Source organism: Actinomadura darangshiensis (assembly GCF_004349235.1).
Classification (GTDB): Bacteria; Actinomycetota; Actinomycetes; order Streptosporangiales; family Streptosporangiaceae; genus Spirillospora; species Spirillospora darangshiensis.
The window spans coordinates 1-24800 of sequence record NZ_SMKY01000117.1 but is presented as its reverse complement, the minus strand read 5'-3'; the positions used below and the strand labels follow the sequence as shown (position 1 = coordinate 24800).

Genomic DNA, 24800 nt, shown 5'->3' with positions numbered 1-24800 from the left:
GACGCACTCCCCTGACCACCCCGCGCGCAGTTGACGCGCCCCCTCCCCGGACCTCATTATGAACATACGTTCATGAACAGATGTTCATCATGCCGGAGACGTTGAGGATGGGAGAGGGACATGGCGGAGATCGTCAATACGCATCAGGCCGAGGCTTGGAACGGGTACGAGGGGGAGCACTGGGCCGACCGGTATGACCGGTACGACGCCATGAACGGCGGGTTCAACGCGTTCCTGCTGGACGGCGCCGCCATCGGGCCCCGCGACCGCGTCCTCGACATCGGCTGCGGGAACGGGCAGGTCACCCGGCTCGCCGCCGGACGGGCGCCGCTCGGCGGCGCGACGGGCGTGGACCTGTCCGGGCCGATGCTGGCCCGAGCCCGCTCCCTCGCCGAGCAGGAGGACGTCGCGAACGTGGCCTTCGAGCAGGGCGACGCGCAGGTGTACCCGTTCCAGGACGGCACCTTCGACGTGGCGATCAGCCGGTTCGGCGTCATGTTCTTCGCCGACCCGGTCGCCGCGTTCGGCAACGTCCGGCGGGCGCTGCGGGACGGCGGGCGGCTGGCGTTCCTGTCGATGTCACCCCTCGGTGAGACCGACCTCGCGAAGGTCTTCGCCGCGCTTCCGCCCCTCGACGAACCCGCGGTCGGGCACGACGGCCCGCTGTCGCTGTCGGACCCCGAGCGCGTCCGCGAGGTCCTCGAAGGCGCCGGGTTCCACAGCGTGACCAGCCGGAAGGTCGAGGCCGAGCAGGTGTGGGGACGAGACGCCCGCGATGCCGCGGAGTTCTTCGCCGGCTGGGGCCCGATCCGCTACAACTACGGCGCGGGAGACCAACTGACCGACACCCTCACGGAGGCCATGCGGCCGTTCGAGCGCGACGGCGCCGTCCGGCTGCGCGGTTCCGCCTGGCTGGTGACGTCGCGGCGATGAGGCGGCGCGTGGTTCCCGGGGGTTACGAGTTCGGCCCTCCTTCCCCGCCGCCCGCGGGTTCGAGCCCGCTCATTTACGATGCCGGGTGATGTCACCTCGAAAAGCGGCCGCGCTGCGCGACGGAGACCAGAGCCTGCGCGAGCACCTGATCGCCACGGCCGAGCGGATGATGGCCGAGCGCGGGACGGCGGAGCTGACCGTCCGGGCGATCGCGCGGGAGGCCGGCGTCGCCGACGGCGTCCTCTACAACCACTTCGCCGACAAGGAGGAGCTGCTCGCGCACGCGCTGCGGGCGCACGCCGAGGCGGTCGCGCGGCCGCTCGGCCCGCTCCCGGAGCCCGGCACGGCGACGGTCGAGGAGAACCTGCGCGCGTACGTCGCGCACGGGCTCGCCCTGCACAACGGGATGCTGCCCGCGCTGACCGGGCTGCTCGCGAAACCGGCCGTCCTCGCCCGGTTCGCGGCGCTGAGCGGCGGGGGCGAGGACTGGAACCAGCGGCTGCTCGGATATCTGCGCGCCGAGCGCGACCTCGGCCGCCTCGCCCCGGGCGCCCGGGTGGAGGCGGCCGCCTCGCTGATCGTCGGTGCCTGCCATGAGCCGGTGCTGTCGATCCTTTTCCAGGGTCAGGGCATCGCGCACCGGGTGCCGCTCGACGCCGTGGACGGTCTCGTCGCCACGGTGCTCGGCGGCATCGCCCCGCGCTAGGAGGCCCGCGCTAGGAGGCCCGCGCTAGGAGGCCCGCGCTAGGAGGCCATGGCCGCCCTGACCTCGTCCAGCGTCCGGTCCGCGATCGCGTTGGCGCGCTCGTTGCCTTCGGCCAGGACGCCGCGCAGGTGCGCCCGGTCGGCGGTGAGTTCGGCGCGGCGGGCGCGCATCGGGCGCAGGAACTCGTTGACCGAGTCGGTCACGACCTTCTTCAGGGCGGCGGCGCCCCCGTCGCCGACCTCGGCGGCGACGGCGTGCGGGTCGCGGTCCTGGCACAGCGCGGCCAGCAGCACGAGGTTGGACACCTGCGGCCGCGTCTCGGGCTCGTAGCCGATGTGCCGCTCGCCGTCGGTCACGGCCCGCTTGATCAGCCGGGCCGTCTCGTCCTCGGTGGCCGACAGGTTGATGGCGTTGCCGCGGCTCTTGCTCATCTTCTGGCCGTCCATGCCGAGCAGGAGCGGCGCGGCCGACAGCAGTGCGTCCGGAATCGGGAAGACGGGGCCGTAGCGCTCGTTGAAGCGGCGCGCGATCGTCCGGGTGATCTCCTGGTGCGGGAGCTGGTCCCTGCCCACGGGGACGAGGTTCGCCTTGCAGAACAGGATGTCGCACGCCTGGTGGACGGGGTAGGTGAGCATCAGCCCGCTGACGGCCGCCTGCCGGGACGCCGCGATCTCGTCCTTCACGGTCGGGTTGCGGGTCAGCTCCGCGACCGACACCAGCGACAGGAACGGCAGCATGAGCTGGTTCAGGGCGGGGACGGCGCTGTGCTTGAACATCGTCCCCGTGGACGGGTCGAACCCGGCGGCCAGGTGGTCGGCGACGAGCCCCTCGCTGTACTCCGACAGGTGGTCGGCGACGTCCCGGTCGGTGATCACCTGGTAGTCGGGGACCAGGACGATCAGCTCCACCCCGGCGCGCTGGAGCCGTATCCGGTTCGCGAGGGTGCCGAAGTAGTGGCCGAGATGCAGCGGGCCGGTGGGCCGGTCGCCGGTCAGGATGCGGAAGGCTCCGGGGCCGTCCGCGATGCGTTCTTCCAGTTCGCGGCTCCGCGTTTCGGCGGCGCGCAGGCTTTCGGGGATGGTCTCCATGGTCTCTCTCCTCGGTCTTGGCCGTTCCCGCTGGTCCGGCCCTCGTCACCGAGGAAGAGAAAGGGCCGTCCCGGCGGACGGCCCGATGGCATGCGTGTGTGTCGGCCGTCCTAGGACGGCCACCAACCCAGACACGCGGTGCGCTTCATGCCGCCAGGATAGCCCACGGAATGTGGCTGCTGCTAGATAATCTGGAACGAAACCATCTTGGGTAGGCTGGACCGCATGACGTCGATGGCCCCCGCCCGCACCCAGACGGACCTGTCGTTCCTGCTCGACCACACCGGCCTCGTGCTGCGCAGCCGGATGACGGCGGCGCTGGCCGAGATCGGGCTGACGCCGCGCATGCACTGCGTCCTGGTGCACGCCCTGGAGGAGGAGCGCACCCAGATCCAGCTCGCCGAGATCGGCGACATGGACAAGACGACGATGGTCGTGACGGTGGACGCCCTGGAGAAGGCGGGCCTCGCCGAGCGCCGGCCGTCGTCCAGGGACCGGCGGGCCCGGATCATCGCGGTCACCGAGGAGGGCGCGCGGGTCGCCGCCCGCAGCCAGGAGCTCGTGGACGGCGTCCATGAGGCGGCCCTCGGGTCCCTGCCGAAGGACGAGCGCGACACCCTCGTCCGGGCACTGAACACCCTGGTCAACGGCCATCTCGCCACGCCGTCGGAGAGCACCCAGCCGGTGCGGAGGGCACGCGAGCGCACGAAGTAAGGCTGTCATAGATAGTCTGCAACAAAACTATCTGCTACGGTCGCACCATGAGTTCTCCGCTGCGATCCCGCTGGGCCGCGCTCGGCGTGCTGTCCGCCACCATGCTGATGACGATCCTGGACGGCAGCATCGTCACCGTCGCGACCCCCGCCATCCAGGACGATCTCGGCTTCTCCTCCGCCGGGCTCAGCTGGATCATGAACGCCTACCTGATCCCGCTCGGCGGCCTGCTCCTGCTCGCCGGGCGCCTCGGCGACCTCGTCGGCCGCCGTACCCTGTTCCTCACCGGAAACGCGATCTTCACGGTCGCATCGCTGCTGGCAGGAGCGGCCGGCACCTCCAGCCTGCTGATCGCCGCCCGATTCCTCCAGGGGGTCGGCAGCGCCCTCGCCTCCGCCGTCGTCCTCGGCATCCTCGTGACGCTGTTCACCGACCCGCGCGAACGGACCAGGGCGATCGGCGTCTTCAGCTTCACCGGCGCCGCCGGCGCGTCCATCGGGCAGGTGCTCGGCGGGGTGCTCACCGACGCGCTGAGCTGGCACTGGATCTTCCTGATCAACCTGCCGATCGGCCTCGCCACGATCCTGCTGGCCCTCCCGGCACTCCCGCGCGACCGAGGCATCGGCCTGGCGGCCGGCGCGGACGTCTGGGGCGCCTTCCTCGTCACCTCCGGGCTGATGCTCGGCATCTACACGGTCGTCAAGGTCGAGAGCCACGGCTGGCTCTCCGCGCACACGCTGGGCCTCGGCGCCGTGTCGCTGCTGCTGCTCGCGGGATTCGCGGTCCGGCAGTCCCGCGCCGCGACCCCGCTGATGCCGCTCCGCATCCTCCGCTCCCGCAACGTGTCGGGCGCCTACACCGTCCAACTGCTCACCCTGTCGGCCATGTTCTCCTTCCAGGTGATCGTCGCCCTCTACATGCAGCAGGTCCTCGGATACAGCGCGCTGGACACCGGCCTGGCGATGCTCCCGGCGGCCGTGGCGATCGGCGCGGTCTCACTGTTCGCGTCCGCACGGCTGTCGAACCGGTTCGGAGAGCGGTTCGTGCTGATGGCCGGGCTGGTGCTGCTGATCGGCGCGATGGCCTTGCTCACGACCGTCCCGGTGGACGCGGCGTACATCACCGACCTCCTGCCCGTGTTCGTGCTGGTCGCGGGGGCCGGGCTCGTCCTGCCGTCGCTGACCGGGCTCGGCATGTCGAGCGCCCGTCCGGAGGACGCGGGGCTGGCGTCCGGGCTGTTCAACACCGTCCAGCAGGTCGGCATGGCCCTGGGCGTCGCCGTCCTGACCACCCTCGCCGCGTCCCGCACCGAGACCCTCCGCGCGGACGGGCGCGACACCGCCGCCGCCCTCACCGGCGGCTACCACCTGGCCTTCGCCGTCTCCGCCGGCCTCCTGGTCGCCGCCTTGGCCGTGTCGCTCCTCGTCCTGCGCCGCCCGAAGCCGCCCGCCGCCAGCACGGCGCCGGCCGAGACCGTCCCCACCAACGCCTGAAGGAGATCGCGATGACCGAGTACGGCCCTGGGCAGGGGCCCGGCCCCAAGCCCATCAGCGAGGACGACCTGGTCCGGCTCCTCGGCGCGCAGCAGTTCGCCGTGCTGGCCACGAACAAGAAGAACGGCCATCCGCACGTCTCGACCGTCGTCTACGCGTGGGATGCGGACGAGCGCATCGTGCGGATCTCCACGACGGCCGGGCGGGCGAAGGTGCAGCAGTTGCAGCGCGACCCGCGTGCCGCGCTGCACGCGTCCAGCGCCGATCACCTGTCGTTCGCCGTTGCGGAGGGCACCGCCGAACTGTCCGAGATATCGGAGGAGCCCGGTGACGCGACCGGCCGCGAACTGCTGGCCATGACGCCGGGCTTCGACGACCCGGCGGACGAGCAGGCATTCCTGGAACAGATGGTCAAAGACCGGCGCCAGGTGATCCGCCTGCACGTCACCCGCCTCTACGGGACCGTCCTGTCCGACTAGTGGGGACCGGAGGATCAGGCTCGGCGGAGTCTGGTCGCCAGGCGGCGGAACGCGTCGCGGAGGTCGTCGGGTGCGATGTCATGCAGGTCGGCGTCGAAGGTGGCGAAGAGGCCGGCGACGCCCATCCAGGACCAGCCGCCGATGGTGAACCGGCACCGGTCCTCGTCGATGGGCTCGACGACGGATCCGCCCGGCGCCCATCGGGCGACGACCTCCGCCGGCAGGTCGATGGTGGCGCTGCCACGGCACGGCCACTGGGCGGGGGTGTCCCCGCGGTCGGCGTTCTGGACGACCAGCCGCGTGAGGTCCCCGTCCGTCAGGGGCCCGGCGTGAAGGGCACGCCCGCGGGGTCGCGCGGGGCGATCCTGTCGACCCGGTAGGTGCCCCATTCCCGGGTGCGGTGGTCGCGGGCGACGAGATACCACCGGCCGGCCCATACGACGAGGTGGTGGGGCTCGGCCTCGCGCGGCGGCGTGAAGCCCCGGTCACCGGGGTCCGGGACGGCGCCGCCGGGTGGACGGTAGTCGAAGCGCAGCACATGCCGGGTGCGGATCGCCGATCCGACGGCCTGCAGCGTCCCGATGTCGACGGGCGGTGCGGCGAACTCCCAGTAGTTGCGCAGCGCCGTGAGCTCGAAGGCCTCGGACGCGGCGCCCAGACGGGCCGGCATGACCTGGCGCAGCGTCGTGAGCGCCCGGCCACTCGGCGCGCCCCGAGCAGCGACAGCAGCCGCAGGATCCGCGCCGACGTGTCAGCCATCCCCGAAGGCTGCCAGGCATGGCGGCCATTCGGTGACCGCCACCGATGCGACGGTGCCCGGCATGAACACCGAGAACGCCCCCGCCGCACCCCAGGCACCGCCGTCGGCCGTGGACCTGCTGGACGTCACGATCGTCACCGTCGCGGCACCGTCCATCGCCGCGGACCTGGACGCCGGCGAGGCCCAGCTGCAGTGGATGCTCGCGGCCTACACGCTGGCCCTCGGCTCCGGCCTCATCACCGGCGGCAGGGTCGGTGACGACCACGGCCGCCGCAGGGTCTTCCTCGTCAGCCTCGCCGGGTTCGCGCTCGCGTCCGCCGCATGCGCGCTGGCACCGTCCCCGGGTGTACTGATCGCCATGCGGGTCGTGCAGGGCCTCGCGGGCGGGTTCATGGTCCCGCAGGTGTTCGGCATCATCCGCTCCTCGTTCGACCCGGCCGGGATGGCCAGGGCCCTGGGCGCGTACGGCGCCGTCCAGGGCCTGGCCGCCGTCGCCGGTCCGCTGCTCGGCGGGGCGCTGGTCGACGCCGACCTGTGGGGCCTGTCGTGGCGGACGATCTTCTGGGTCAACGTGCCCGTCGCCGTCGTCGCGCTGGCCGTCGGGGCGCGGGTGCTGCCGGAGCCCGTCGCCGAGCGGCGTGCGCGCCTCGACGTGCCCGGGGCCGTGCTGTCCGCGCTGGGGGTCGCGCTGATCCTGCTGCCGGTGGTGCAGGGCCGGGCCGTCTTCGCCGGCTACGAGCGCCGCCTCGCCGCGCGCGGCGGTCAGCCGGTGTTCGCCCCCGAGCTGCTGCGCGTCAAGACCTTCACCGCGGGACTGGCCGCGTCGGTGCTGTTCTTCGGCGCGATCGGGTCCTTCTTCCTGGTCCTCTCGCTCTACCTGCAGACCGGGACCGGACGGTCCGTGTGGGACACCGGCCTGGTGCTGCTGCCCTACGCGATCGGGGCGATCATCACCTCCGGCGTGGGCGTCAACCTCGCGGCCAAGGCCGGACGCGCACTCCTCGTCACCGGGTCGCTGGCCCTCGCCGCCTCCCAAGGCGTGATCTGGATCCTGGTCCGCGACGGTGGCCGGCGGGCTACTGGGCGCTGGCCGCGGCGCTGTTCCTCGGCGGGCTCGGGCTCGGCCTGGGCGCCCCGATCCTGGTCAACGTCGTCCTCGCGGGCGTGCCCGGCCGGCACGCCGGCGCGGCCGGCGGAGTCCTGTCCACGGTCGACCAGATCGGCAACGCCGTCGGCATCGCCGCACTGGGCACCGTCTTCTTCAACGCGCTCACGCCCGGGCACTCGCCGGCGACGGCGTCCGGCGACGCCCTGGCCACCGTCATGCCGTTGCAGGTCGCCGCCTATCTGGGGGCCGCACTACTGATGCTCGCGCTCCCGAAGGCGGGCCGCCCGTCCTGAGCTAGTGGGGCAGGACGAGGAGCAGGAGGGGGAGGCCGGCGATGACGGGGACGGCGACGGTGGCGGCGACGCGGGTCTTGCGGGGCAGCGGCTCCGGCTCCAGCAGCCGGTTCACCCGCGCCATCACCGGGATGTCGCTGTGCGAGGCGACGCCGAGCGTGCCGGACGGCGCAGCGGCCGGGCGGGCCGCGGCGAACCGCAGCAGCGCGGTCGCCAGCTCGCGGGCCGGGCGGCCGTGCCGGGCCCGGTCGTCGGCCGCCATCTCGATCAGCAGCTCGACCGCGTCCAGGCACCGTCCGACCAGCCGGAACTGCGGGAACACCTGGCGCAGCGACGCGAACGGCAGCAGCACCAGGTCGTGCCGCTCGCGGGCGTGGGCGCGCTCGTGCGCGAGGACCGCGGCCAGCTCGCCGCGGTCGAGCAGTTCCATCGTCCCGGCGCTGACGACGACCTTGGACGAGCGGACGCCCGGCACGCAGTACGCGGCGGCGCCCGGATGGTCGAGGACGAGGGTGCCGGGCACCGAGGAGTCGCGGCGCGACACCAGCGCGAGCAGCGCCCGGTGCCGCCGCCGGGCCCGCACGACCCGGACCACCGCGTACATCAGCATGACCAGCAGCACGCCGGTCAGGCTGACCGCGGCGAGCAGCGCCGCCACCTCGACCGCGTTGAGCCGGGCCGCCTGGTCGGCGTACAGGCCGGGCAGCCCGCCGACGACGCCCTTCCCGTACGGGACCAGGGCGAGGCCGAGCAGCGCGCCGATCGTGGCGATGCCCCAGCACAGGCCGAGGGCCTGCCAGAGCGCGATCCCGATGCGCGGCGTCCGCCACGTCCACCGGGCACGGGACAGCAGGTGCGCCCCGCCGACGGTCCCGAGTGAGATCAATGCGAGCAGGGCTGTGCCGGTCATGCCGGAGGTTCCTTGCGCACGAGGCCGGCGAGGGTCTGGCGGATGACGTCGATCTCGTCCCGCGACACGGACCGGACGAAGTGCGCGAGCGCAGCGTCCCGGTCACCGGTCTCGTTCAGGGCTCCCAGCATCAGCTCGGTGACGTACACCTCGCGGCTCGCGACCGGGTGGTAGCGCCAGGCGCGGCCGTCGCGCTCGCGCTCGAGGAAGTCCTTCTTGGCGAGCCTGTCGAGGACGGTCATGACCGTGGTGTGGGCGAGGTCGCGGTCGCCGGCGAGGGCGCGGCTCACGTCACGGGCGGTCGCCGCCTCGTGGCCGGCGTCCTCCCGCGCCCACAGGACCTCCATGACCGTGCGTTCAAGCTCTCCCAGACCCTTCACGCCAGCCAGGTTATCCGACGGTTCCGACAGTGCCCACGTCAGGTAGTACTACCGCCTGTAGGGGGCACCACGAGGCCCAGCTCGTAGGCGATGATCACGAGCTGGACGCGGTCGCGGGCGTCGAGCTTGGCCAGCAGGCGGGCGACGTGCGCCTTCGCGGTCGCGACGCTGATGAACAGTTCCCCGGCGATCTCCTGGTTGGACATTCCGCGGCCCACGAGGGTGAGGACTTCGCGCTCGCGGTCGGTGATTCCGGGTGTCGGCCGTGCCTTCGGGGCCGGTTCCGGACGGGCCGCGAACTCCTCGATCAGCTTCCTGGTGACGCTCGGCGCGATCAGGGCGTCCCCGCCCGCGACGACCCGGATCCCGGCGAGGATCTCCTCCAGCGCCATGTCCTTGACGAGGAAGCCGCTGGCGCCGGCGCGCAGCGAGCCGTAGACGTATTCGTCGTCGTCGAACGTCGTCAGCATCAGGACGTGGGCGGTCGTGATCCTTCGGGTGGCCTCGATGCCGTCCATGTCGGGCATGCGGATGTCCATCACGACGACGTCGGGGTCCACCTCGCCGACGAGATCGACCGCTTCGGCGCCCGTCCCGGCCTCGCCGACGATCTCCATGCCGGGGGTGTCGGCGATCAGGACGCGCAGGCCCGCGCGGATCAGCGGCTGGTCGTCGGCGAGGACGATGCGGATGGTCATGCGGCTGCCGGCGGCGCGGGGATGCGGGCGGCCACCCGGAACCCGCCTTCCGGGCGCGGCCCGGCGGTGAACTCGCCGCGCAGGAGGGTGGCCCGCTCCCGCATCCCGACGATGCCGTATCCGCTGCCGACCACGCCGCCGTGCCCGTCGTCGTCGACCTCTATGGCCAGTTCCCCGTCCCGGTAGTCGATGGTCACCCGGCAATGGTCGGTGCCCGCGTGGCGGACGACGTTCGTCACCGCCTCCTGGACGATCCGGTAGGCGGAGAGATCGACGTCCGGCGGCAGCGGCCTCGGCGTGCCCTTGGTCCGGACGTCGACCTCGACGCCCGCGTCCATGGCGGCCTCGGCCAGGCTCGGCAGGTCGTCCAGGCCGGGGGCCGGTCCGAGCGGCACGCTGCCAGGGTCGTCTTTGCGGAGCGCGGTGAGCATTCTCCGCAATCCGGACAGGGTGTCGCGGCTGGTGGCCTCGATGGCGTTCAGCGCGTTCCGCGCCTCGCCCGGCTGCGTGTCGATCACCCGTCCGCCCACGCCCGCCTGGATCGCGATGATGCCGATGCTGTGCGCGACCATGTCGTGCAGCTCACGGGCGATCCGCAGCCGCTCCGCCGCGACGGCCTGCGCGGTGGCCTGCACACGCATCGTCTCGGTATGCGCACGGCGTGCGCGGACGGAGTTGCCCACCATCCACGTGACGATCATGGCGAGAAGGACACTCATCAGCAGGTTGTCGTCCGCCTCCAGGTAGGCGGCGATGGACAGGGCCTGCACGACCAGCGTCACGACCGCGACGCTGACGGACACCCGGCGCGAACGCGTCGCCGCTATGTAGCCGACGGTGAGATCGGTGAGCAGGGCCTGCAGAATGCCGACCGACCCGTACTGCATCTGGGTGAGGGCGGCGGTCCAGGCGAACAGCAGTATCGCGTGGGCGGCCAGCGGATTCCGCAGCGCCAGGACCCCGACCAGGATCGTGAGGACGGCGGACGCGAACACCTCCACACCCATGAAGCCGCTCGTCCCCGTCGCCACGGTCGTGAACAGGACGACCGGATACAGGGCTGCCAAGACCCAGAGCAGGACCCTCCACGCGACGCGGCACACGCGGCTCAGGAGTCGGGCGGACATGCGCCGATCGTAACCGGCACCCCTTCCCGGGCACATTGGCCCGGAGGCGTAATCCCACGGGCTACAAGCACCCTTCCTGAATGTGTCCGGTGGCCCGATGCTCTTTGCGGGTGCCCGCCGACACCTTTATTGGCATGAAACGTTGGGTGCCGCTGGTTCTGGCCCTGGAAGCCCTGGGAATCATCGTCTTCTCCGCCGCCTACGACTCGCTGGATTTCCGTATCTACTGGCTGGGCGGACACGCGATAACGGAGGGCACCGACCTCTATCAGGCACAATTGGCCGACCACTGGTTCACCAACACGCCCTTCATGGCCGCGCTGTTCACGCCACTGGCCGACCTGCCGCTTCCGCCGGCCCGGATGCTGTGGCAACTGGCCTCACTGGCGGCGTTCATCTGGGCCTGCGCGACGACATTGAAGCTGGCCGGCCGCGAGGTATCCCTCGTGCTCGTGGCCGCCGCCGGCCTGCTTCTCGAACCTGTCTGGCACACCTTCTTCCTGGGGCAGGTCAACCTGTTCCTGCTGGCCCTCGTCCTCGCCGACATGCACCGCGTCGCCCTGGGCCGTCCAGCCGGAATCGGCATCGGCATAGCGACCGCGATCAAACTGACCCCGGCCGTCTTCGTCGTGCTGCTCCTGCTGACAAAGCGGACCAAGGACGCCGTCACGGCCACCGCGACCTTCGCCGTCTGTACCCTTCTCGCCTACGCCATCGCGCCGGACGCGTCCCGCCTCTATTGGCTGCACACCTTCTACGACACGTCGCGTGTGGGCGTCCCGTACATCAGCAACCAATCTCCCTACGGCATGCTGACCCGCGTCCTGCACGGAAAGGCCGAGGTGGGCGCCTGGTACAACGCAGTCCCGCTCACCATCGGGGTTTGCGGGCTCGTCCTCGCGGTCGCCTGGGCGCGACGAGGCGATTGGCTGGGCGCCACAGCGGTCACCGGCGCGACCGGCCTCCTCGTCTCCCCCATCTCATGGGCGCATCATTGGGTGTGGATCGTCCCGGCCCTGGCCGTACTCATCCGGAACAACAACCGGAAGACCGCTCTCGCGGGCTACCTCCTCTTCGTCCTGGCTCCCCCGTGGTGGACGCCCCACAATGGCGATCCGCTCGAATACGGCTTCCATGTCTTCCTGACACCGGTCGCCAACTGCTACCTGCTGGCCGGCGTCGTCTTCCTGACCCATATGGCGATCCGCCTCCGGATCACCAGCGGTCATGATGGACGGCGGCGTCCAGCCCGCGACGCCGCCGCCAGCCGTGCCGTTCGAGATCCGGAATGCCTTCAAGATGACTGACCGGCCCCAGGCAGAGCCACGCGACCGGACGGATCCCCACGGGGATGCCGAGCAGTTCCCGAAGATGCGGTTCCCGATAGAACGACACCCACCCCACGCCCAGACCTTCCGCAGTGGCGGCAAGCCACAGATTCTGGATGGCTAGGCAGACCGAATACAGCCCCGCATCCGCGATCGCATGCCTGCCGAGCACCGCCGGGCCGCCGCGTTCCGGATCGTAGGTGACCACCACCGACAAGCTGGACTCCAGCACCCCGTCGATCTTTATCCGGGCGAAGCGCTCGGCTTCGGCGCCTTTCAAGGTGCCTGCGAACGCGGCGCGCTCGGACTGCACGTGGTCGTAGAAGGCGGTCCGAATGGCCGGATCACTCACCAGGACGAAATCCCATGGCTGGGACAGCCCCACACTGGGCGCGGCGTGTGCAGCCATCAGCACCTTTTCCAGGACGTCCTCCGGAATCGGCGCACCGGTGAATTCGGCGCGCACGTCGCGGCGGCGGTGGATGGCGTCGTAAACGTTCATGGGCAGGCTCCCGCTGCGTCGGGCCACCGCGAACGGCGGCCGTGCGTAGCGGGGCCGGTCTTCGGACTCCCGGATCGACGCTCGACCGCCCGCCTTCCCGGCCGTACGGCCAGTGGCTGCGCGAACGCGCCTGGACGGCAGCTCCCCGGTCACCGCGGCGGGCCCGTGCCGGATTCGCACCGGCTTCCCGATTCTCCCCACATGGGGGCACCCCGCGTCAGTTCATGCCACCCGCAACCGTACCGGGCCGTCCTCGACGCCGAGGAGACGCCGCCCATGTGTTCTAAACGGTGACGGCCTTCGGGTAGTAGCGGAGGACGTTCGCCCGCACTTGCGTGCCGATCACGATGGCCAGGTGGCCGCGGCTCGCATGGAGGTCCCAATCCGGCCCCGCGCCGCTGTAGGCGTCGAAGGCCGCGGCGAACTCCTCTTCCGTGCCGATGGCGATGTCGGACAGGTACGCGGCGGCGCCTTCGGCGGACAGAGGCGGGGCGCCCAACCGGCCGACCGTCCCGATGGCGCCTCGATCACTGATCGGGGAGAACCCGTCCATGAGCTCATCGGCGCCCGCCGCGTCGCGGGCGATCAGGTGCACGCCGCCGGCCCGCGCGGGCTCGCCCGTCGTGTCCCGTGACCCGAGCGAGTAGAACGCGCTCACCATCAGCAGGACAGCGATCCTGTCCCGCTCCCATCAGGGTCATGAGCTGCTCGACACTGAACCGCTTGCGGACGTCCATGAGCGTCGTCACCGCGACCAAGAAGCTTCCCCAGTCACGGACCAGCCTGGCGAAACCGGTCGTCATGGGGACGTCATGCCACGCGTGGAGCACCGTCCCGTCGTCCCGGACGTCGACCGAAAGGCGGCCGTCGTCGATCGACGCGGACAGCGCCGGCAGCGGAGGAGGCATTGCCGACGGGAACTCCAGCTCGAAGCCCAGCCCGGTGAACAACTCCAGGTTCGCGATCCGCCATCCCCCGCCGTCGTCCTCCCGCAGGAAGGCGTATTCGTACGACGGGTTGACGAGGAAGACGGGGATGCCGGCGGGTGGCAGCGCGAGACACCCCGCCCGCCACGTCAGATGCCCCCGCCTCCGGTGGCGACGGTCCCGTCGCTCCATGCTGGCGGCCTGCACCGCTGGTGGTGCAGTGACGCGGTGGCGATCCCGTCCTGCGCCCGGACCTCCAGGGAGGGCTTTCCCCATCGCCCGAGCGGCCGCCCGCAGGTCTGGCAGTCCACCGGCCACAGGTTGGCCCGAAGGTCCGCGAGCACCTGCGACCCGAGCCGCTTCTGGGTCTCCGGGTCGATCCGAAACTTGGAATCCGCCATCGCCCGACAGCTTTGCGGATCTTCCGCCCATGGTCACAACTCTTCGACGACAACGAACGAACCCAGGAGGCGCCGCAGCCAGCCTCCTCGGGGGCGGCGTTCGAGACGCCTGACCCCTGCGGGCGGACGGCGGGCCGGTGGCCTGGAGTGCACGGCCGGACGGGACGCCCTGGGGGGCGTGGGCGTGGCCCGTCCGGCCGCGCGGTTCTGGAGGGCCGCCCGCGAGTACCGGCCGGCGTGGTCGCGGCGGGTCAGCTCGTCCAGTAGGCGGCCGAGGGCGGCCGGGTCGGGCGCTTCGACGAGGCGGTCTCGTGCGAGCGCCCACCAGCTCCCGGTGTACTCCCCCCGCCAGACGCAGCAGCCGGGGAACCGGCGCGCCAGCCCGGCCGCGACCCGCTCGGGGTCGAGGTCGGCCGCCGCCCACGGCGTCACCGCTCCTCCCCGGACAGGTAGCCGAGGACGAACACGGCCGCGTCCGTGACGCGGTCGGCGGGTGCGATGGGCTCGCCCCACGACGTGAAGTACCAGAGGCGCCCGGCGTCCTCGTCCCGCGTGCGGCAGGCGATCGTGTCCGTGGCGTGGGGTGAGCAGCAGCCCTTGACCTGCGGGTTGGCCACCCGGAGGCCCTTGGAGCCGAGCTCGACGTCGAGCTTGCGGGCGGCCAGATGCGCGGCAAGCGCCGCGAGCCGCACCTCGGGGGTCATAGCATCGTCCACAGCCAGGGCCTCGTTTCCTGGTCAGGCCCCGACCCAATGGTGTGTCAGCACCGGGTCGGGGCCGCTTTCGTTTCCGGGGACGGGACGCAACTCGTCCCGCGACTCTGAGTAAATCGGCGTCACAGGCCGCGAGAAAAGATGAGAATGCGGAGACAGACCCGGAGACACCCGGAGACTCGAAAGTCTCCGGGTCCACAAAAGGGGACACATGTCATGACTGCCCAAAAAACCCCGATATGGGCAGCCCGACTCCGTGCCGAGCGTGAAGCGCGAGGCTGGAGTAAACACGAGATGGCCAGGCAACTCCTGGGCGCGGACGGCCTCAAGCGGGGCAGTCCGGCCAACCTCGCACGTCAGATCTACGACTGGGAGAAGGGCCAGAACTATCCCCGCGACTGGGCACACGCCTACTCGAAAGCGTTCAAATTAGATCCTTCCGACCTCTTCTCAACCGGGCCGGGAAAGGAGGCATCCTCTACCTATGACCCCGACACCATCGACTCCGAGGACGACGACGTGAAACGCCGCGCCCTCCTCGCTCTGATCGGCGCCACCGCCGCAGCCGCTCCCCTCGGCCGCGAAGCCGAACGCATGCGGGCCGCCCTCATCGGCACCCTCACCGTCGAGGCGACCCCACGCGACGCCGACGCCTGGGAGCGGGCCGCGTTCGATTACGCTCAGGAGATCGACCACGTCCCGGCGACCGTGATCTTGCCGGACCTGCTCACGGACTTCGCCGAGCTCAATCTCCACATCAACCGAGCGCACGGCCCGGTCTGGCGCCGCCTCGTGGACACGGCGGCACACCTCGCCGCGCTCACGGCCTTCGAGTTGACCGTCGTCGGCGATCCGCGCAGCGCCCGGCGCTGGTGGCGCACCGCGGCCCACGCGGCGGACGAGTCGGGCAACCGGGAGACCGCGTGTGGGGTTCGCGGCAAGGCGGCGGTGCTTTCGCTCTACTCGGGCTCCTCAGAGGTGTCCGCCATCCGGACCGCCGATGAGGCTCTGAACATCAGTCCGGGGACACCGTGTTACGGGACGGCCAGTGCCTACTCGGCCAAGGCACAGGCGTTCGCCCAGCTCGGTCGCCACGACGAAGCCGAGCGCGCCTTGATCGATCAAGAGCGCATGTTCGAGAGCATGCCCGCTCGGATCACGGACGACCGAACCTCCGTATGGGGCTGGTCGGAGCGGCGGCTGCACCACGTCGTCAGCTACGTGCACACACACGCGGGCAACCTCGACCGCGCCCATGAGGCTCAGGACGCCGCCATCGCGCTCTATCCGGCGAACCGCTTCCTAGCCCGCGCCCAGATCGAACTACATCGGGCGGGCGGCCTGCTCCGCACCGGAGACGCCGACGCCGGCGCCCAGCACGTCATCCACACCTTGGAGGGCCTACCGCCAGCCCACCGCAGCGATTCGATGATCCGCCGGACGGCCTTCACGTCCCTGAACCTGGCATCCGCACGCGACGCCGACAGGCCCGCTGTGCGTGATGCGTACGCCATGCTCGCGGGGGCCGCGCGCTGATCCGTCCGACCGCGTGGGTGGTTCGTTCAAGTCGCCGGTGATTCAGGACAGGATCTGTCCGTTTCGGTTTCTAGTGTGGTCTCGTCCGATGGAACGGAAACGACCGAAGGCGGAACATATGGACCTCACCGGTGAGCGCGCCGACTTGCTCGCGAATCTGGCCAAGTACCGGCACTTCCTGCGGTTCACCACCCGTGACCTGAGCGATGAGCAGGCCGGGATGCGGACCACGGCCAGCGAGCTTTGCCTGGGCGGCCTCATCAAGCACGTGGCGTCCGTCGAGCGGGGCTGGGCGGAGTTCATCGTGGACGGCCCCGACGCCATGCCCGACTTCACCGCCATGACCGAGGAGGACTTCGCCCGCCGGGCCGACGAGTTCAAGATGCTGCCCGGCGAGACGCTGGCCGGGGTGCTGGACGCCTATGACGAGGTGGCCGGGCAAACCGACAAGCTCGTCGCCACGGTGCCCGACCTGGACGCCGTCCAGCCCCTGCCCAAGGCGCCGTGGAACACCGAGACGCACTGGTCGACGCGCCGGGTGCTCCTGCACATCATCACCGAGACGGCGCAGCACGCCGGGCACGCGGACATCATCCGCGAGTCCTTGGACGGCGCCAAGAGCATGGGCTGAGCACAGGCCCCGACGTGGCCGGCTCCTACGGCTCTCGCGAATGGAGCCGGCCGCGCGCAGCCTTTAGCCGAGCTGCTCGGCCAGTCCGACGACGATGTTCTCGGGGCCGCGGACGTAGCAGAGCAGATAGATGTTCTCGAACTGCACGATCTCGCCGACGAGTTCGGCGCCGTGGGCCTGGAGACGGGCGACCGTGTCCTTGATGTCGTCGACGGCGAACATGATGCGGCGAATGCCCAGCGTGTTCGCGGGCGCGTTCTCCGGCTCCGGGGTGATCGCCGCCGGGGCGCGGAACCTCGCCAGCTCGACCTTGCCGTGGCCGTCCGGTGTCCGCAGCAGAGCCATGCCCCGACCCTAACGGCGAGCCGTCGCCCGTTGCGGGGGGCGCGGATGTGGACGATGGTCGGGGTATGAGGCATGCCACCGGTGCCGACGGAGTGCGGATCGCCTTTGATACGGCGGGGCAGGGGCGGCCGTTGGTGCTGCTGCACGGGTTCTTCGGGGATCGCAGCACGTGGCGGGACGCGGGCTACGTCGACGCCCTCGCCGACCAGTACCGCCTCATCTGCATCGATGCACGCGGCCACGGCGGGAGCGACGCGCCCCGCGACGTCGGCAGTTACCGCATCGACCGGCAGGTCGGTGACGTCATCGCCGTCCTGGACGCGCTGAGCGTCGACCGCGCCGCCTTCTGGGGCGCCTCGATGGGCGGCATTATCGGCATGCATCTCCTGGCCCGCCACCCGGAGCGACTCACGGGCCTGGTCGCAGGCGGAGCCCACGCCGAGCGCGTGAAGGTACAGCCTGCCGAGGTCGAACGTGAAGCGGAGGTCTTCCGCTCCCAAGGCGTCGAACCGTTCATCGCCGCCATGGAAGGTCGTGGACGGCTTCCAGCATGGATGCGGTCCACCATGCTGGCGGCCGATGCCCACGCACTCGCGGCGTTGGCCACGGCCCTGGCAGACCGCGACGGCGTCCTCGACGTCCTCGCTCGGGTGCCGGTGCCGCTCCTCCTGCTCGCCGGCGACCACGACCCCCAACGCGCGGCCATTCAGCGAACAGCCGCCCAGATTCCGAGCGCCACCCTCGTCGAACTCCCCGACTGCGGCCACCTCGACGCCTTCCTGCGGACCGACCTCACGCTGCCGGTCGTCCGTCCCTTCCTAGACCGCTGCCACACAAAGGCATGAGCGCGTGCCCATCACCGATCCCGCGTTGGCGGGCCGGCGAGGTGTCCACCGTCCGGTATCCGCGCCGGCTCAGTCGGTCGAGCGCGGCCGACTTCCCCGTGCCGGACATTCCCGTCACAAAGATCACCGTCACGGGTTCGACCGTAGCCGAACCGATTCCGGGGGGTGGGCGTCGAAGATCGTTGTTGTCCCGTTTCCTTCCGGAGGGCGTTTCCGTGGTCACGCATGACGAGCTTGTCCGGGTCTTCGGGGCGGACGGGGTTTTCACGCTCGAACGTGCCGACGTCGAGTCGCACGGGGTCCGTCCCGCCGATGTCGAGGTGCTGTGCGGGGTCGGGCTTCCGGTGACCGCCGGAATGTTCTTCACCATGAAGGTGGACGGCCCGTACGAAGCCCTCACGATGTTCGGCGCCGAGACGCAGAACGGGCCGGCGCGCTTCCTGATCCTCGGCCAGGGGGCCGAGGGCGACGAGATCGACTATGCGGACCATGTCCGCTACGCCGTCGAGCTGGAGAGCGGCAACGTCCTCATGCTCGGTATCGACGAGGGCGAGCCCACCAGCGACGCCGAGGTGATCAACGTGTCGCTGGGCGCCTTCGTGGAGTTCCTCTACCGGATCGAGCTGCGCCGCGAGGAGATGGCCGGGGCGTCCGCGCAGGAGGCCCGGCCGTACACCGAGAAGCTCGTCGCGGACCTCAAGGCCATGGACGAGCGGGCTTTCGCTCCCGAGCGGTTCTGGGGCGGGGTGTTCGAGGCTCTCGTCCAGACGGGCGTGCCGAAGATCGGCAGCCGGGAGGCGATCGCCGCGGCGCTGGCGGACCGGTTGCCTGACGACAAGTCGCTGCACTGGGCGACCGGGACCCCGGTCGGCGAGGGCGTCCAAGAGCTGAGCGCGCACCGCGCGGACGGCCTCTGGCTGCTCGTCACCTGGGGCTTCAGCGACCCGGACGGCACCCTCGACCTCGACACGGAGACCAGCGGCCTCGGCTTCGAGCTGACGATGCGCGTCCCCCGCGCCGAAAACGATGAGATGCCGCCCGGCTGGGCCCTGGAGGCGCTCCGCAAGCTCGGCGAGTACGTCTTCGGCGAGGGATACCCGTTCGCCGACGGGCACCGGATGGGCGTCGCCGGCCCGCTCGGCCCGGACGGCAGCCGGCTCGGCGCGCTGGCGTTCATCACCGACCCCCACCTGGGCACGATCGACACCCCTGGCGGCCCGGTCGAGTTCATCACCGCCGTCGGGATCACCCGGGACGAACTCGCCGAGGCCAAGGCCACGAGCAACCACGCGGTTCTGGCCCGGCTCGCCGGTGAGCACGGGGTGCCCTTCACCGACGTCACCCGCTAGGGACGCGCCCGCAGGCCGTCGAGGATCAGTTCGGCGATGTGGGCCGAGCGTTCGCGGCTGGTCTCCGCGTTGGCGTGGCGGATGGCGGCGAAGGCGCCGGCGACGAGGGCCATCACCTCGTCGGCGGTGACGTCCGGGCGCGCGGCGCCCGCCGCGTGGGCGCGATCGAGCAGGTCCGCGACATTGCGGGTGAGGTCGGCCGCGACGTCCGGGGCGGCGGTGCGCAGGTCGAACTCGGCGGCCAGCAGCGCGCTCTTCACCGCCACGTTCTCGGCGCCGTTGGCCATCATGCGGGCCAGCAGCGTGAACAGGGCCGCGGGGTCGCCGGTGGCGATGAGCGCCGTTCCCTCTGCCACAAGCTGCTTCAGTTCATCGATCGCGACGGCGAGGTACAGCGCTTCCTTGGCCGGGAAGTGCCGGTGGACGGTGCCGGGTCCGACGCCCGCGCGGCGCGCGATCTCGTCGAGCGAGACGCCGAGACCTTCGGTCGCGAACAACTGCTGCGCGGTCCGCAGAACCTGCTCCCGGTTGCGGCGCGCGTCGGCCCGGAGCGCTGGAGCCGCGGGCTCGGGCGGTCGGCTGGACATGCCCCCCAGCATAACCGGGGCGGCGCACCGTATAGTGTCGGACGTAACCGGGGCGACGCACCGCTTAGGGCGCCGCCCATCGGCCGGACGTGAGGAGATCACGGCGATGACCGCGCGCGACGACGCAAGGAACCTGGTCCTGCGGATGCAGGAGTGCTTCAACACCCGGCGGTTCGACCAGGCAGCGGACCTCTTCACACCCGATTTCTTCAGCCATCCGCTCGGCGCCGCCGGGTTCGAGGCGGGCAAGGACGCCTGGCGCACCATCGTCGCCCGATTCCCGGACATGCGCGTCGCCGCCGAGGACATCCTGGTCGACGGCGACAGGGTCGCCATCCGCTCGTCCGTCGAGGGCACCGTCCCCCTGGAGGGCGGCGCACCGCCGATGCTGTTCGAGATCTTCCGCATCGACGGCGGCCGCCTAGCGGAGATGTGGGGCGTCACCGAGGGCCCGAGCCCACGCCACGACTAGCGCAGGTCCACGGAGATGTGCGGGGAGAGTGCGCGGAGGAAGTCGGCGGCGTCGAAGATCTCTCCGGCGGAGGCGACACCGGTCGTCCTGGTCCGGCCCGTCAGGATGCGGTCGACCGCCTCCACGGCGAGCGGCGCGGTGATCGCGTAGATGTCCTGGCCGGTCGCCACGGCGCGCCGCTCGCCGCGTCCGGAGCGCACGACGACGTCGACGAGGAACGTCTGCGCGGACGGCCCCTGCCCGGCAGGCGACGGCGTGTCCGGAGACGAGATGTCCCTGGCGGCCTCGGCCGTCATGTAGTTGCGCACCTCGGGGATCGGCAGGTGGCTGGGGACCGTGACGACGTCGGCCATCGTGAACTCGCCGACGACGGCCCGCGGGCCCATCGGCTCGGGGAAGGGCCACTCCAGGGTCGGCGGCTCGTCGTCGCGGTACTCCAGCCGCCCGTTCGCGTACCGGACGCGCCGGCCGTCCCGCCGCTGCCGGGAGACGACGCCCGCGGCGCGCGTCCCGGCGGTGGGGTGCCAGCTGTTCAGGCCGTAGGCGATGTGCGCCTCGTCGGCCGCCGTCCAGTCGCCCATCGCGGCGGTGACCAGCAGGTCGCCGAGGCCCCCGTAGAACGCCATCGCCGGGACGATCACCGCCCCGGCGTCGCGGGCGCGGTCCCCGAAGTGCGCGAACGTGTCGGCGTTGGCCTCGATCTCGGCCGCCACGTCCACATACGGGATCCCGGCGCGCAGTGCCGCCTCGACCACCGGGCCGGCCGTCGCGGCGAACGGCCCGGCGCTGTTGATGACCGCCGCCGCGCCCGCCAGTGCGCGGTCGAGCGAGGCCGGGTCGTCGACGGACGCCGGGCGGGCCTCCAGGCCGGGTTCCGCCATCGCCTCCAGCTTGCCGGCGTCGCGGCCGGACAGAACCGGGACGAACCCGCGCTTGCGCAGCTCCGCCACCACGAAGCGGCCGGTGTGCCCGTACGCGCCGAACACCGCCACCGTGCGTCCCGATCCCATGGGTTCTCCCTGCTCGAATGCGATCCGTTGACGACCATCCTGGCGAGGACGGGTACCGCACACGAGTGTCCGGAACGCCATGACCCGTACAATTCCGGACGTGAAAACCATCGCGCTGGCCGTCACCGACGGCATGCTGCACTTCGAGCTGTCGCTGGCCCACGAGGTCTTCGGAGCAGCCCCGGCCGGCGTGGACGTCCTTTGGTACGACGTCGTCCTCTGCGGCCGGGACGCCGTGCGGGCCGGCCGGTTCCTGCTGGAGCCCGACCACGGCCTCGACCGGCTGCCGCACGCCGGCACCGTGATCGTCCCGGGCTGGGCCGACGTCGACGTGGACCCGCCCGCCGACCTGGTCGACGCGGTACGCGCCGCCCACGAGGCGGGCGCACGCGTCGCCTCCCTCTGCACGGGCGCGTTCGTGCTGGCCGCCGCCGGCCTGCTGGACGGCCGCCGCGCGACCACGCACTGGGCGCACACCCGGGAGCTTGCCGCCCGATATCCCCAGGTGAAGGTGGACCCGGACGTCCTCTACGTGGACAACGGCAGCGTGCTCACGTCCGCCGGGAAGGCCGCCGCCATGGACCTGTGCCTCCACCTCGTCCGCCTCGACCACGGCTCGTCGGTCGCCAACGCGGCCGCCCGCCGCCTGGTCGTGCCGCCGCACCGCGACGGCGGCCAGGCCCAGTTCGTCACCACCCCGGTCCCCGCCCCGGGCAACCACCCGCTCGCCGAGCTGCTCCCCTGGGTGATCGAGCGGCTGGACCGTCCGCTGACCGTGGACGACCTGGCGCGGCAGGCGAACATGAGCTCACGCAACCTGGGCCGCCACTTCCGGTCGGTGACCGGCACGACCCCGCTGCAATGGCTGCTGAACCAGCGGATCCGCCACGCCCAGGAACTGCTGGAGACCACCGGCGACAGCGTCGAGACGATCGCGGCGGCCACCGGCATGGGCACCGCCACGACCCTGCGCAGGCACTTCAACCGCACGGTCGGCGTCCCCCCGGACGCCTACCGCCGCACCTTCCGCACCCGCCGCCCCCGTTGACTTGCGGCGTTGTTGTTTCAGCGGTCTCAAAACAACGACACGCCGCAAGTCAACGAAGTTCGGGCGCTGAACCGTATTCCTTAACTTGAAGTTGGTACTTCTAAAATAGGAAGTTCGACGCTAGGTTCGGGGGCATGACGAACCAGAGGGCGAGGGTCGGGTACCTGCTGCCCACGCGTGAGCAGGATCTTGCGGGCGAGCACGAACCGGGGCGGCTCGTCGCCCAGGCGCGGCGGGCCGAGGAGCTGGGGCTGGACTCGGTGTGGGCGGGCGACAGCCCCGTGACCAGGCCGCGCGCCGATCCGCTGCTCCTGATGGCCGCCGTGGCGCAGGCCACCGAGCGGGTCGCGCTCGGGACGGCGGTGCTGCTCCCGGCGCTCCGGCATCCGATCCTGCTGGCGCACCAGCTCGCCACCCTCGACCGCCTGTCGGACGGACGGCTCATCGCCGGCATGGGCGGCGGCTTCCCCATCCAGGCCACCGAGGACCAGTTCACGGCCATCGGGGTCGGATTCGCCCGGCGCATCGGGCGGATGGAGGAGTCGATCGAGGCGATGCGGCGGCTCTGGTCGGGGCACGCGGTCTCCTACCAGGGCGAGCACTTCGCGTTCGAGGACGTGCGGCTCGCGCCGCCGCCGTCCCGTCCGGGCGGGCCGCCGATCTGGCTGGCGGGGAGCGGCGAGGCGGCGCTGCGCCGGGTGGGCCGCATCGGCGACGGGTGGCTCCCCTACCCGACCGAGGCGGCGACGTACGCGAAGGAACGCGCGGTCATCGGGGACGACCGCCCGGTCACCCCGGCGCTGTACGCGACGCTCTGCCTGGACGACGACCCGGAGAAGGCACGCGAGCGGCTGCGGACGAGCATCGAGCGCTACTACAACGCGCCGCTGGAGTTCATCGCGTCCATCCAGGCCCTGTTCGCCGGGACCGCCCAGGACGCCGCCGCCTGGCTGAACGGCTACATCGACGCGGGCGCCCGCCACCTCGTGATCCGGCTGGCGACCGACGACCACGAAGCTGACCTGGAGCAACTCGCCGACCGCGTCCTGCCCCTGGTCCAGGAGGCCCAATGACCACGTACATGCTCGTCCATGGCGCGTGGCACGGCCCGTGGGCCTGGGACCGGGTCGTCCCGCTGCTGGACGCCGCCGGGGCGCGCACGCTCACCCCGGAACTCGACGCCGCCGCGGATCGCGGGCTGCACGACCATGCCGAGGCGGTGGTCGCCGCCATCGACACCGTCCAGGACGAGCTCGTGCTCGTCGGGCACAGCTACGCGGGCCTGGTCGTGCGGGAGGCCGCCGACGCGCGTCCCGACGCCGTCGACCGCGTCGTCCTGGTGGACGGCTGGGCCGGACCCGACGGCGCCGGCATGCTCAACCTGGCGCCCGAAGCCTTCGCCACCTTCGTCCGGACGGCGGCCGAGACGTTCGAGGACGGCCGGCGCGTCCCGTCCCCGCCTCCCGCGATGTTCGGCATCACCGGCGACGGCGACGCGGCATGGCTGGCCCCGCGCCTGCAACCGCAGCCGCTGCGCAGCTTCACCGAGGTCACCCGCCTGACCGGCGCCGTCGACCGGATTCCCGGAACGGGCATCTGCTGCAACCCGTCGCCATTTCCCTTCGACCGGTTCGCCAAGGACGTCGGATACCGGACGGTCACCCTGGACGGCCCGCACGACGTGATGCTGACCGACCCCGAGCCGCTCGCCCGGCTGCTCCTTCAAGAACGGGAAGCGCGAAGTCTAGAGTGATGAAGTGGAACAGCGAACCTACAACCAGTACTGCGCGACCGCGCGCACCCTCGACCTCGTCGGCGAGCGGTGGACGCTGCTGCTGGTCCGCGAGCTGCTGACCGGGCCGAAGCGGTTCGGTGACCTGCAGGCCAGCCTGCGCGGCCTCGGCACCGGACTGCTCGCCGCCCGCCTGAAGCACCTGGAGCGCGAGGGGCTGGCCCGCAAGATCACGCTGCCACCGCCCGCCCGCACCCCCGCGTACGCGCTCACCGAGGCCGGCGAGGAGCTGGGCCCGGCGGTCCTGGCGCTGGCCCGGTGGGGGATGAAGTGGGCGATGGGCGAGCGGCGCGAGACCGAGACGTTCCACCCGGGCTGGACACTCCTCGGCCTGCGCGCCTGCTTCGTCCCCGAGGCCGCCGCCGGGTTCCGCGCCGTGTACGAGTTCCGCATCGACGACGAGGTCTTCCACGCCCGGATCGACGACGGGACGATCGAGGCGCTCCACGGCCCCGCCCAGCACCCGGACGCGACCCTCACCATCGGCGAGGACGCGTTCCTCGAACTCACCGGCCGGGGCGGCACGTTCGCCGAGATGATCGCGAGCGGCGCCGCGACCGCGTCCGGCGACCGAGAGGCCCTCGCCAGGCTGAAGGGCCTGTTCCGCCTCCCGCCCCCGCACACCC

General features: G+C 71.4%; 31 protein-coding genes and 1 riboswitch. Of the genes, 16 read left to right on the top strand and 15 right to left on the bottom strand.

The features are described from left to right. Window positions 1-120 precede the first annotated feature (120 nt). On the top strand, window positions 121-933 hold the full coding sequence (locus E1293_RS24090) for a class I SAM-dependent methyltransferase (RefSeq protein ID WP_132199724.1): 813 nt from the start codon (window positions 121-123) through the stop codon (window positions 931-933). An 88-nt stretch (window positions 934-1021) separates the two neighbouring features. Then, entirely contained in the window at window positions 1022-1639 is a 618-nt protein-coding gene (locus E1293_RS24085) for a TetR/AcrR family transcriptional regulator (protein ID WP_132199723.1), read from the top strand. 38 nt (window positions 1640-1677) lie between these two features. Here the strand turns inward: E1293_RS24085 and trpS are convergent, their stop codons facing one another. Next, window positions 1678-2727, bottom strand: coding sequence for a tryptophan--tRNA ligase (trpS, locus tag E1293_RS24080; protein ID WP_132199722.1), 1050 nt, complete (start codon window positions 2725-2727; stop codon window positions 1678-1680). A 225-nt stretch (window positions 2728-2952) separates the two neighbouring features. On the opposite strand from trpS, the gene E1293_RS24075 reads away from it, so the two are divergent. Genes E1293_RS24075 through E1293_RS24065 form a run of 3 tightly spaced genes read left to right on the top strand, consistent with a single transcriptional unit; the run spans window position 2953 to window position 5413 of the window. Further along, entirely contained in the window at window positions 2953-3441 is a 489-nt protein-coding gene (locus E1293_RS24075) for a MarR family winged helix-turn-helix transcriptional regulator (protein WP_132199721.1), read from the top strand. Window positions 3442-3488: 47 nt separating this feature from the next. Further along, window positions 3489-4934 (top strand): MFS transporter, encoded by a 1446-nt coding sequence (locus E1293_RS24070; RefSeq protein WP_132199720.1) that lies wholly within the window; start codon window positions 3489-3491, stop codon window positions 4932-4934. 11 nt (window positions 4935-4945) lie between these two features. Continuing rightward, entirely contained in the window at window positions 4946-5413 is a 468-nt protein-coding gene (locus E1293_RS24065; RefSeq protein WP_132199719.1) for a TIGR03618 family F420-dependent PPOX class oxidoreductase, read from the top strand. 14 nt (window positions 5414-5427) lie between these two features. Here E1293_RS24065 and E1293_RS48705 read toward each other — a convergent pair whose 3' ends face one another. Beyond that, window positions 5428-5802: a WCX domain-containing protein gene (locus E1293_RS48705; RefSeq protein ID WP_207939052.1), complete on the bottom strand. Its 375-nt coding sequence runs from the start codon at window positions 5800-5802 to the stop codon at window positions 5428-5430. Then, entirely contained in the window at window positions 5730-6083 is a 354-nt protein-coding gene (locus tag E1293_RS48700) for a WYL domain-containing protein (RefSeq protein WP_207939051.1), read from the bottom strand. The genes E1293_RS48705 and E1293_RS48700 overlap by 73 nt, the downstream gene beginning before the upstream one ends. A gap of 151 nt (window positions 6084-6234) precedes the next feature. Here E1293_RS48700 and E1293_RS24055 point away from each other — a divergent pair, with 151 nt between their 5' ends. After that, window positions 6235-7539: an MFS transporter gene (locus E1293_RS24055; RefSeq protein ID WP_243716459.1), complete on the top strand. Its 1305-nt coding sequence runs from the start codon at window positions 6235-6237 to the stop codon at window positions 7537-7539. Window positions 7540-7575: 36 nt separating this feature from the next. Here the strand turns inward: E1293_RS24055 and E1293_RS24050 are convergent, their stop codons facing one another. The 4 genes from E1293_RS24050 to E1293_RS24035 are packed head-to-tail and all read right to left on the bottom strand — an operon-like array spanning window position 7576 to window position 10689. After that, on the bottom strand, window positions 7576-8484 hold the full coding sequence (locus tag E1293_RS24050) for a M56 family metallopeptidase (RefSeq protein ID WP_132199718.1): 909 nt from the start codon (window positions 8482-8484) through the stop codon (window positions 7576-7578). After that, complete coding sequence (locus tag E1293_RS24045; RefSeq protein WP_132199717.1) at window positions 8481-8864, bottom strand: BlaI/MecI/CopY family transcriptional regulator; 384 nt, start codon at window positions 8862-8864, stop codon at window positions 8481-8483. The genes E1293_RS24050 and E1293_RS24045 overlap by 4 nt, the downstream gene beginning before the upstream one ends. A gap of 38 nt (window positions 8865-8902) precedes the next feature. Beyond that, window positions 8903-9562: a response regulator gene (locus E1293_RS24040; RefSeq protein ID WP_132199716.1), complete on the bottom strand. Its 660-nt coding sequence runs from the start codon at window positions 9560-9562 to the stop codon at window positions 8903-8905. Next, complete coding sequence (locus E1293_RS24035) at window positions 9559-10689, bottom strand: sensor histidine kinase (RefSeq protein ID WP_207939050.1); 1131 nt, start codon at window positions 10687-10689, stop codon at window positions 9559-9561. The genes E1293_RS24040 and E1293_RS24035 overlap by 4 nt, the downstream gene beginning before the upstream one ends. Window positions 10690-10799: 110 nt before the next feature. On the opposite strand from E1293_RS24035, the gene E1293_RS24030 reads away from it, so the two are divergent. After that, window positions 10800-11996 (top strand): glycosyltransferase 87 family protein, encoded by a 1197-nt coding sequence (locus E1293_RS24030; RefSeq protein WP_165978374.1) that lies wholly within the window; start codon window positions 10800-10802, stop codon window positions 11994-11996. Here E1293_RS24030 and bluB read toward each other — a convergent pair. The 5 genes from bluB to E1293_RS24005 all read right to left on the bottom strand — a co-directional run bounded on the left by bluB (window position 11905) and on the right by E1293_RS24005 (window position 14550). Then, a complete protein-coding gene (gene bluB, locus E1293_RS24025) occupies window positions 11905-12519 on the bottom strand; it encodes a 5,6-dimethylbenzimidazole synthase (protein ID WP_132199713.1) in 615 nt (204 codons plus the stop codon). The two genes, E1293_RS24030 and bluB, sit on opposite strands and share 92 nt — an antisense overlap. 35 nt (window positions 12520-12554) lie before the next feature. Continuing rightward, window positions 12555-12749: riboswitch (cobalamin riboswitch) on the bottom strand. 53 nt (window positions 12750-12802) lie between these two features. Then, window positions 12803-13180 (bottom strand): hypothetical protein, encoded by a 378-nt coding sequence (locus tag E1293_RS24020; RefSeq protein WP_132199712.1) that lies wholly within the window; start codon window positions 13178-13180, stop codon window positions 12803-12805. 414 nt (window positions 13181-13594) lie between these two features. Next, the gene (locus tag E1293_RS24015; protein ID WP_132199711.1) at window positions 13595-13846 is read right to left on the bottom strand and encodes a hypothetical protein; all 252 of its coding nucleotides are present in this window, start codon (window positions 13844-13846) and stop codon (window positions 13595-13597) included. 33 nt (window positions 13847-13879) lie between these two features. Next, window positions 13880-14278 (bottom strand): hypothetical protein, encoded by a 399-nt coding sequence (locus E1293_RS24010; protein ID WP_132199710.1) that lies wholly within the window; start codon window positions 14276-14278, stop codon window positions 13880-13882. Next, complete coding sequence (locus E1293_RS24005; protein ID WP_132199709.1) at window positions 14275-14550, bottom strand: hypothetical protein; 276 nt, start codon at window positions 14548-14550, stop codon at window positions 14275-14277. Before E1293_RS24005 ends, E1293_RS24010 begins: the two co-directional genes overlap by 4 nt. Window positions 14551-14700: 150 nt before the next feature. On the opposite strand from E1293_RS24005, the gene E1293_RS24000 reads away from it, so the two are divergent. Together E1293_RS24000 and E1293_RS23995 are read left to right on the top strand one after the other, a co-directional pair. After that, the gene (locus E1293_RS24000) at window positions 14701-16095 is read left to right on the top strand and encodes a helix-turn-helix transcriptional regulator (RefSeq protein ID WP_481726085.1); all 1395 of its coding nucleotides are present in this window, start codon (window positions 14701-14703) and stop codon (window positions 16093-16095) included. 118 nt (window positions 16096-16213) lie between these two features. Continuing rightward, on the top strand, window positions 16214-16726 hold the full coding sequence (locus tag E1293_RS23995; protein WP_207939049.1) for a DinB family protein: 513 nt from the start codon (window positions 16214-16216) through the stop codon (window positions 16724-16726). Between the two features lie 63 nt (window positions 16727-16789). On the opposite strand, the gene E1293_RS23990 is transcribed toward E1293_RS23995, so the two are convergent. Beyond that, window positions 16790-17071 (bottom strand): VOC family protein, encoded by a 282-nt coding sequence (locus E1293_RS23990; protein WP_207939048.1) that lies wholly within the window; start codon window positions 17069-17071, stop codon window positions 16790-16792. Between the two features lie 65 nt (window positions 17072-17136). Between E1293_RS23990 and E1293_RS23985 the strand changes: the two genes are divergently transcribed. Both E1293_RS23985 and E1293_RS23980 read left to right on the top strand, forming a co-directional pair. Then, window positions 17137-17916: an alpha/beta fold hydrolase gene (locus E1293_RS23985; protein WP_132199706.1), complete on the top strand. Its 780-nt coding sequence runs from the start codon at window positions 17137-17139 to the stop codon at window positions 17914-17916. Between the two features lie 215 nt (window positions 17917-18131). After that, window positions 18132-19265: a suppressor of fused domain protein gene (locus tag E1293_RS23980; protein ID WP_165978373.1), complete on the top strand. Its 1134-nt coding sequence runs from the start codon at window positions 18132-18134 to the stop codon at window positions 19263-19265. Here the strand turns inward: E1293_RS23980 and E1293_RS23975 are convergent. Continuing rightward, window positions 19262-19852 (bottom strand): TetR/AcrR family transcriptional regulator, encoded by a 591-nt coding sequence (locus E1293_RS23975; RefSeq protein WP_132199704.1) that lies wholly within the window; start codon window positions 19850-19852, stop codon window positions 19262-19264. The genes E1293_RS23980 and E1293_RS23975 overlap by 4 nt on opposite strands. A gap of 106 nt (window positions 19853-19958) precedes the next feature. On the opposite strand from E1293_RS23975, the gene E1293_RS23970 reads away from it, so the two are divergent. Next, window positions 19959-20324, top strand: coding sequence for an ester cyclase (locus tag E1293_RS23970; protein ID WP_132199703.1), 366 nt, complete (start codon window positions 19959-19961; stop codon window positions 20322-20324). On the opposite strand, the gene E1293_RS23965 is transcribed toward E1293_RS23970, so the two are convergent. After that, window positions 20321-21334: a saccharopine dehydrogenase family protein gene (locus E1293_RS23965; protein ID WP_132199702.1), complete on the bottom strand. Its 1014-nt coding sequence runs from the start codon at window positions 21332-21334 to the stop codon at window positions 20321-20323. The two genes, E1293_RS23970 and E1293_RS23965, sit on opposite strands and share 4 nt — an antisense overlap. 100 nt (window positions 21335-21434) lie before the next feature. Between E1293_RS23965 and E1293_RS23960 the strand changes: the two genes are divergently transcribed. The 4 genes from E1293_RS23960 to E1293_RS23945 all read left to right on the top strand — a co-directional run. After that, window positions 21435-22382 (top strand): helix-turn-helix domain-containing protein, encoded by a 948-nt coding sequence (locus E1293_RS23960; RefSeq protein ID WP_424923661.1) that lies wholly within the window; start codon window positions 21435-21437, stop codon window positions 22380-22382. Between the two features lie 134 nt (window positions 22383-22516). Beyond that, a complete protein-coding gene (locus E1293_RS23955) occupies window positions 22517-23455 on the top strand; it encodes an LLM class flavin-dependent oxidoreductase (protein ID WP_132199700.1) in 939 nt (312 codons plus the stop codon). Next, window positions 23452-24135: an alpha/beta fold hydrolase gene (locus tag E1293_RS23950; protein WP_132199699.1), complete on the top strand. Its 684-nt coding sequence runs from the start codon at window positions 23452-23454 to the stop codon at window positions 24133-24135. The genes E1293_RS23955 and E1293_RS23950 overlap by 4 nt, the downstream gene beginning before the upstream one ends. Window positions 24136-24139: 4 nt before the next feature. Then, on the top strand, window positions 24140-24800 hold a 661-nt coding region (locus tag E1293_RS23945; protein ID WP_132199698.1), incomplete at its 3' end, for a winged helix-turn-helix transcriptional regulator.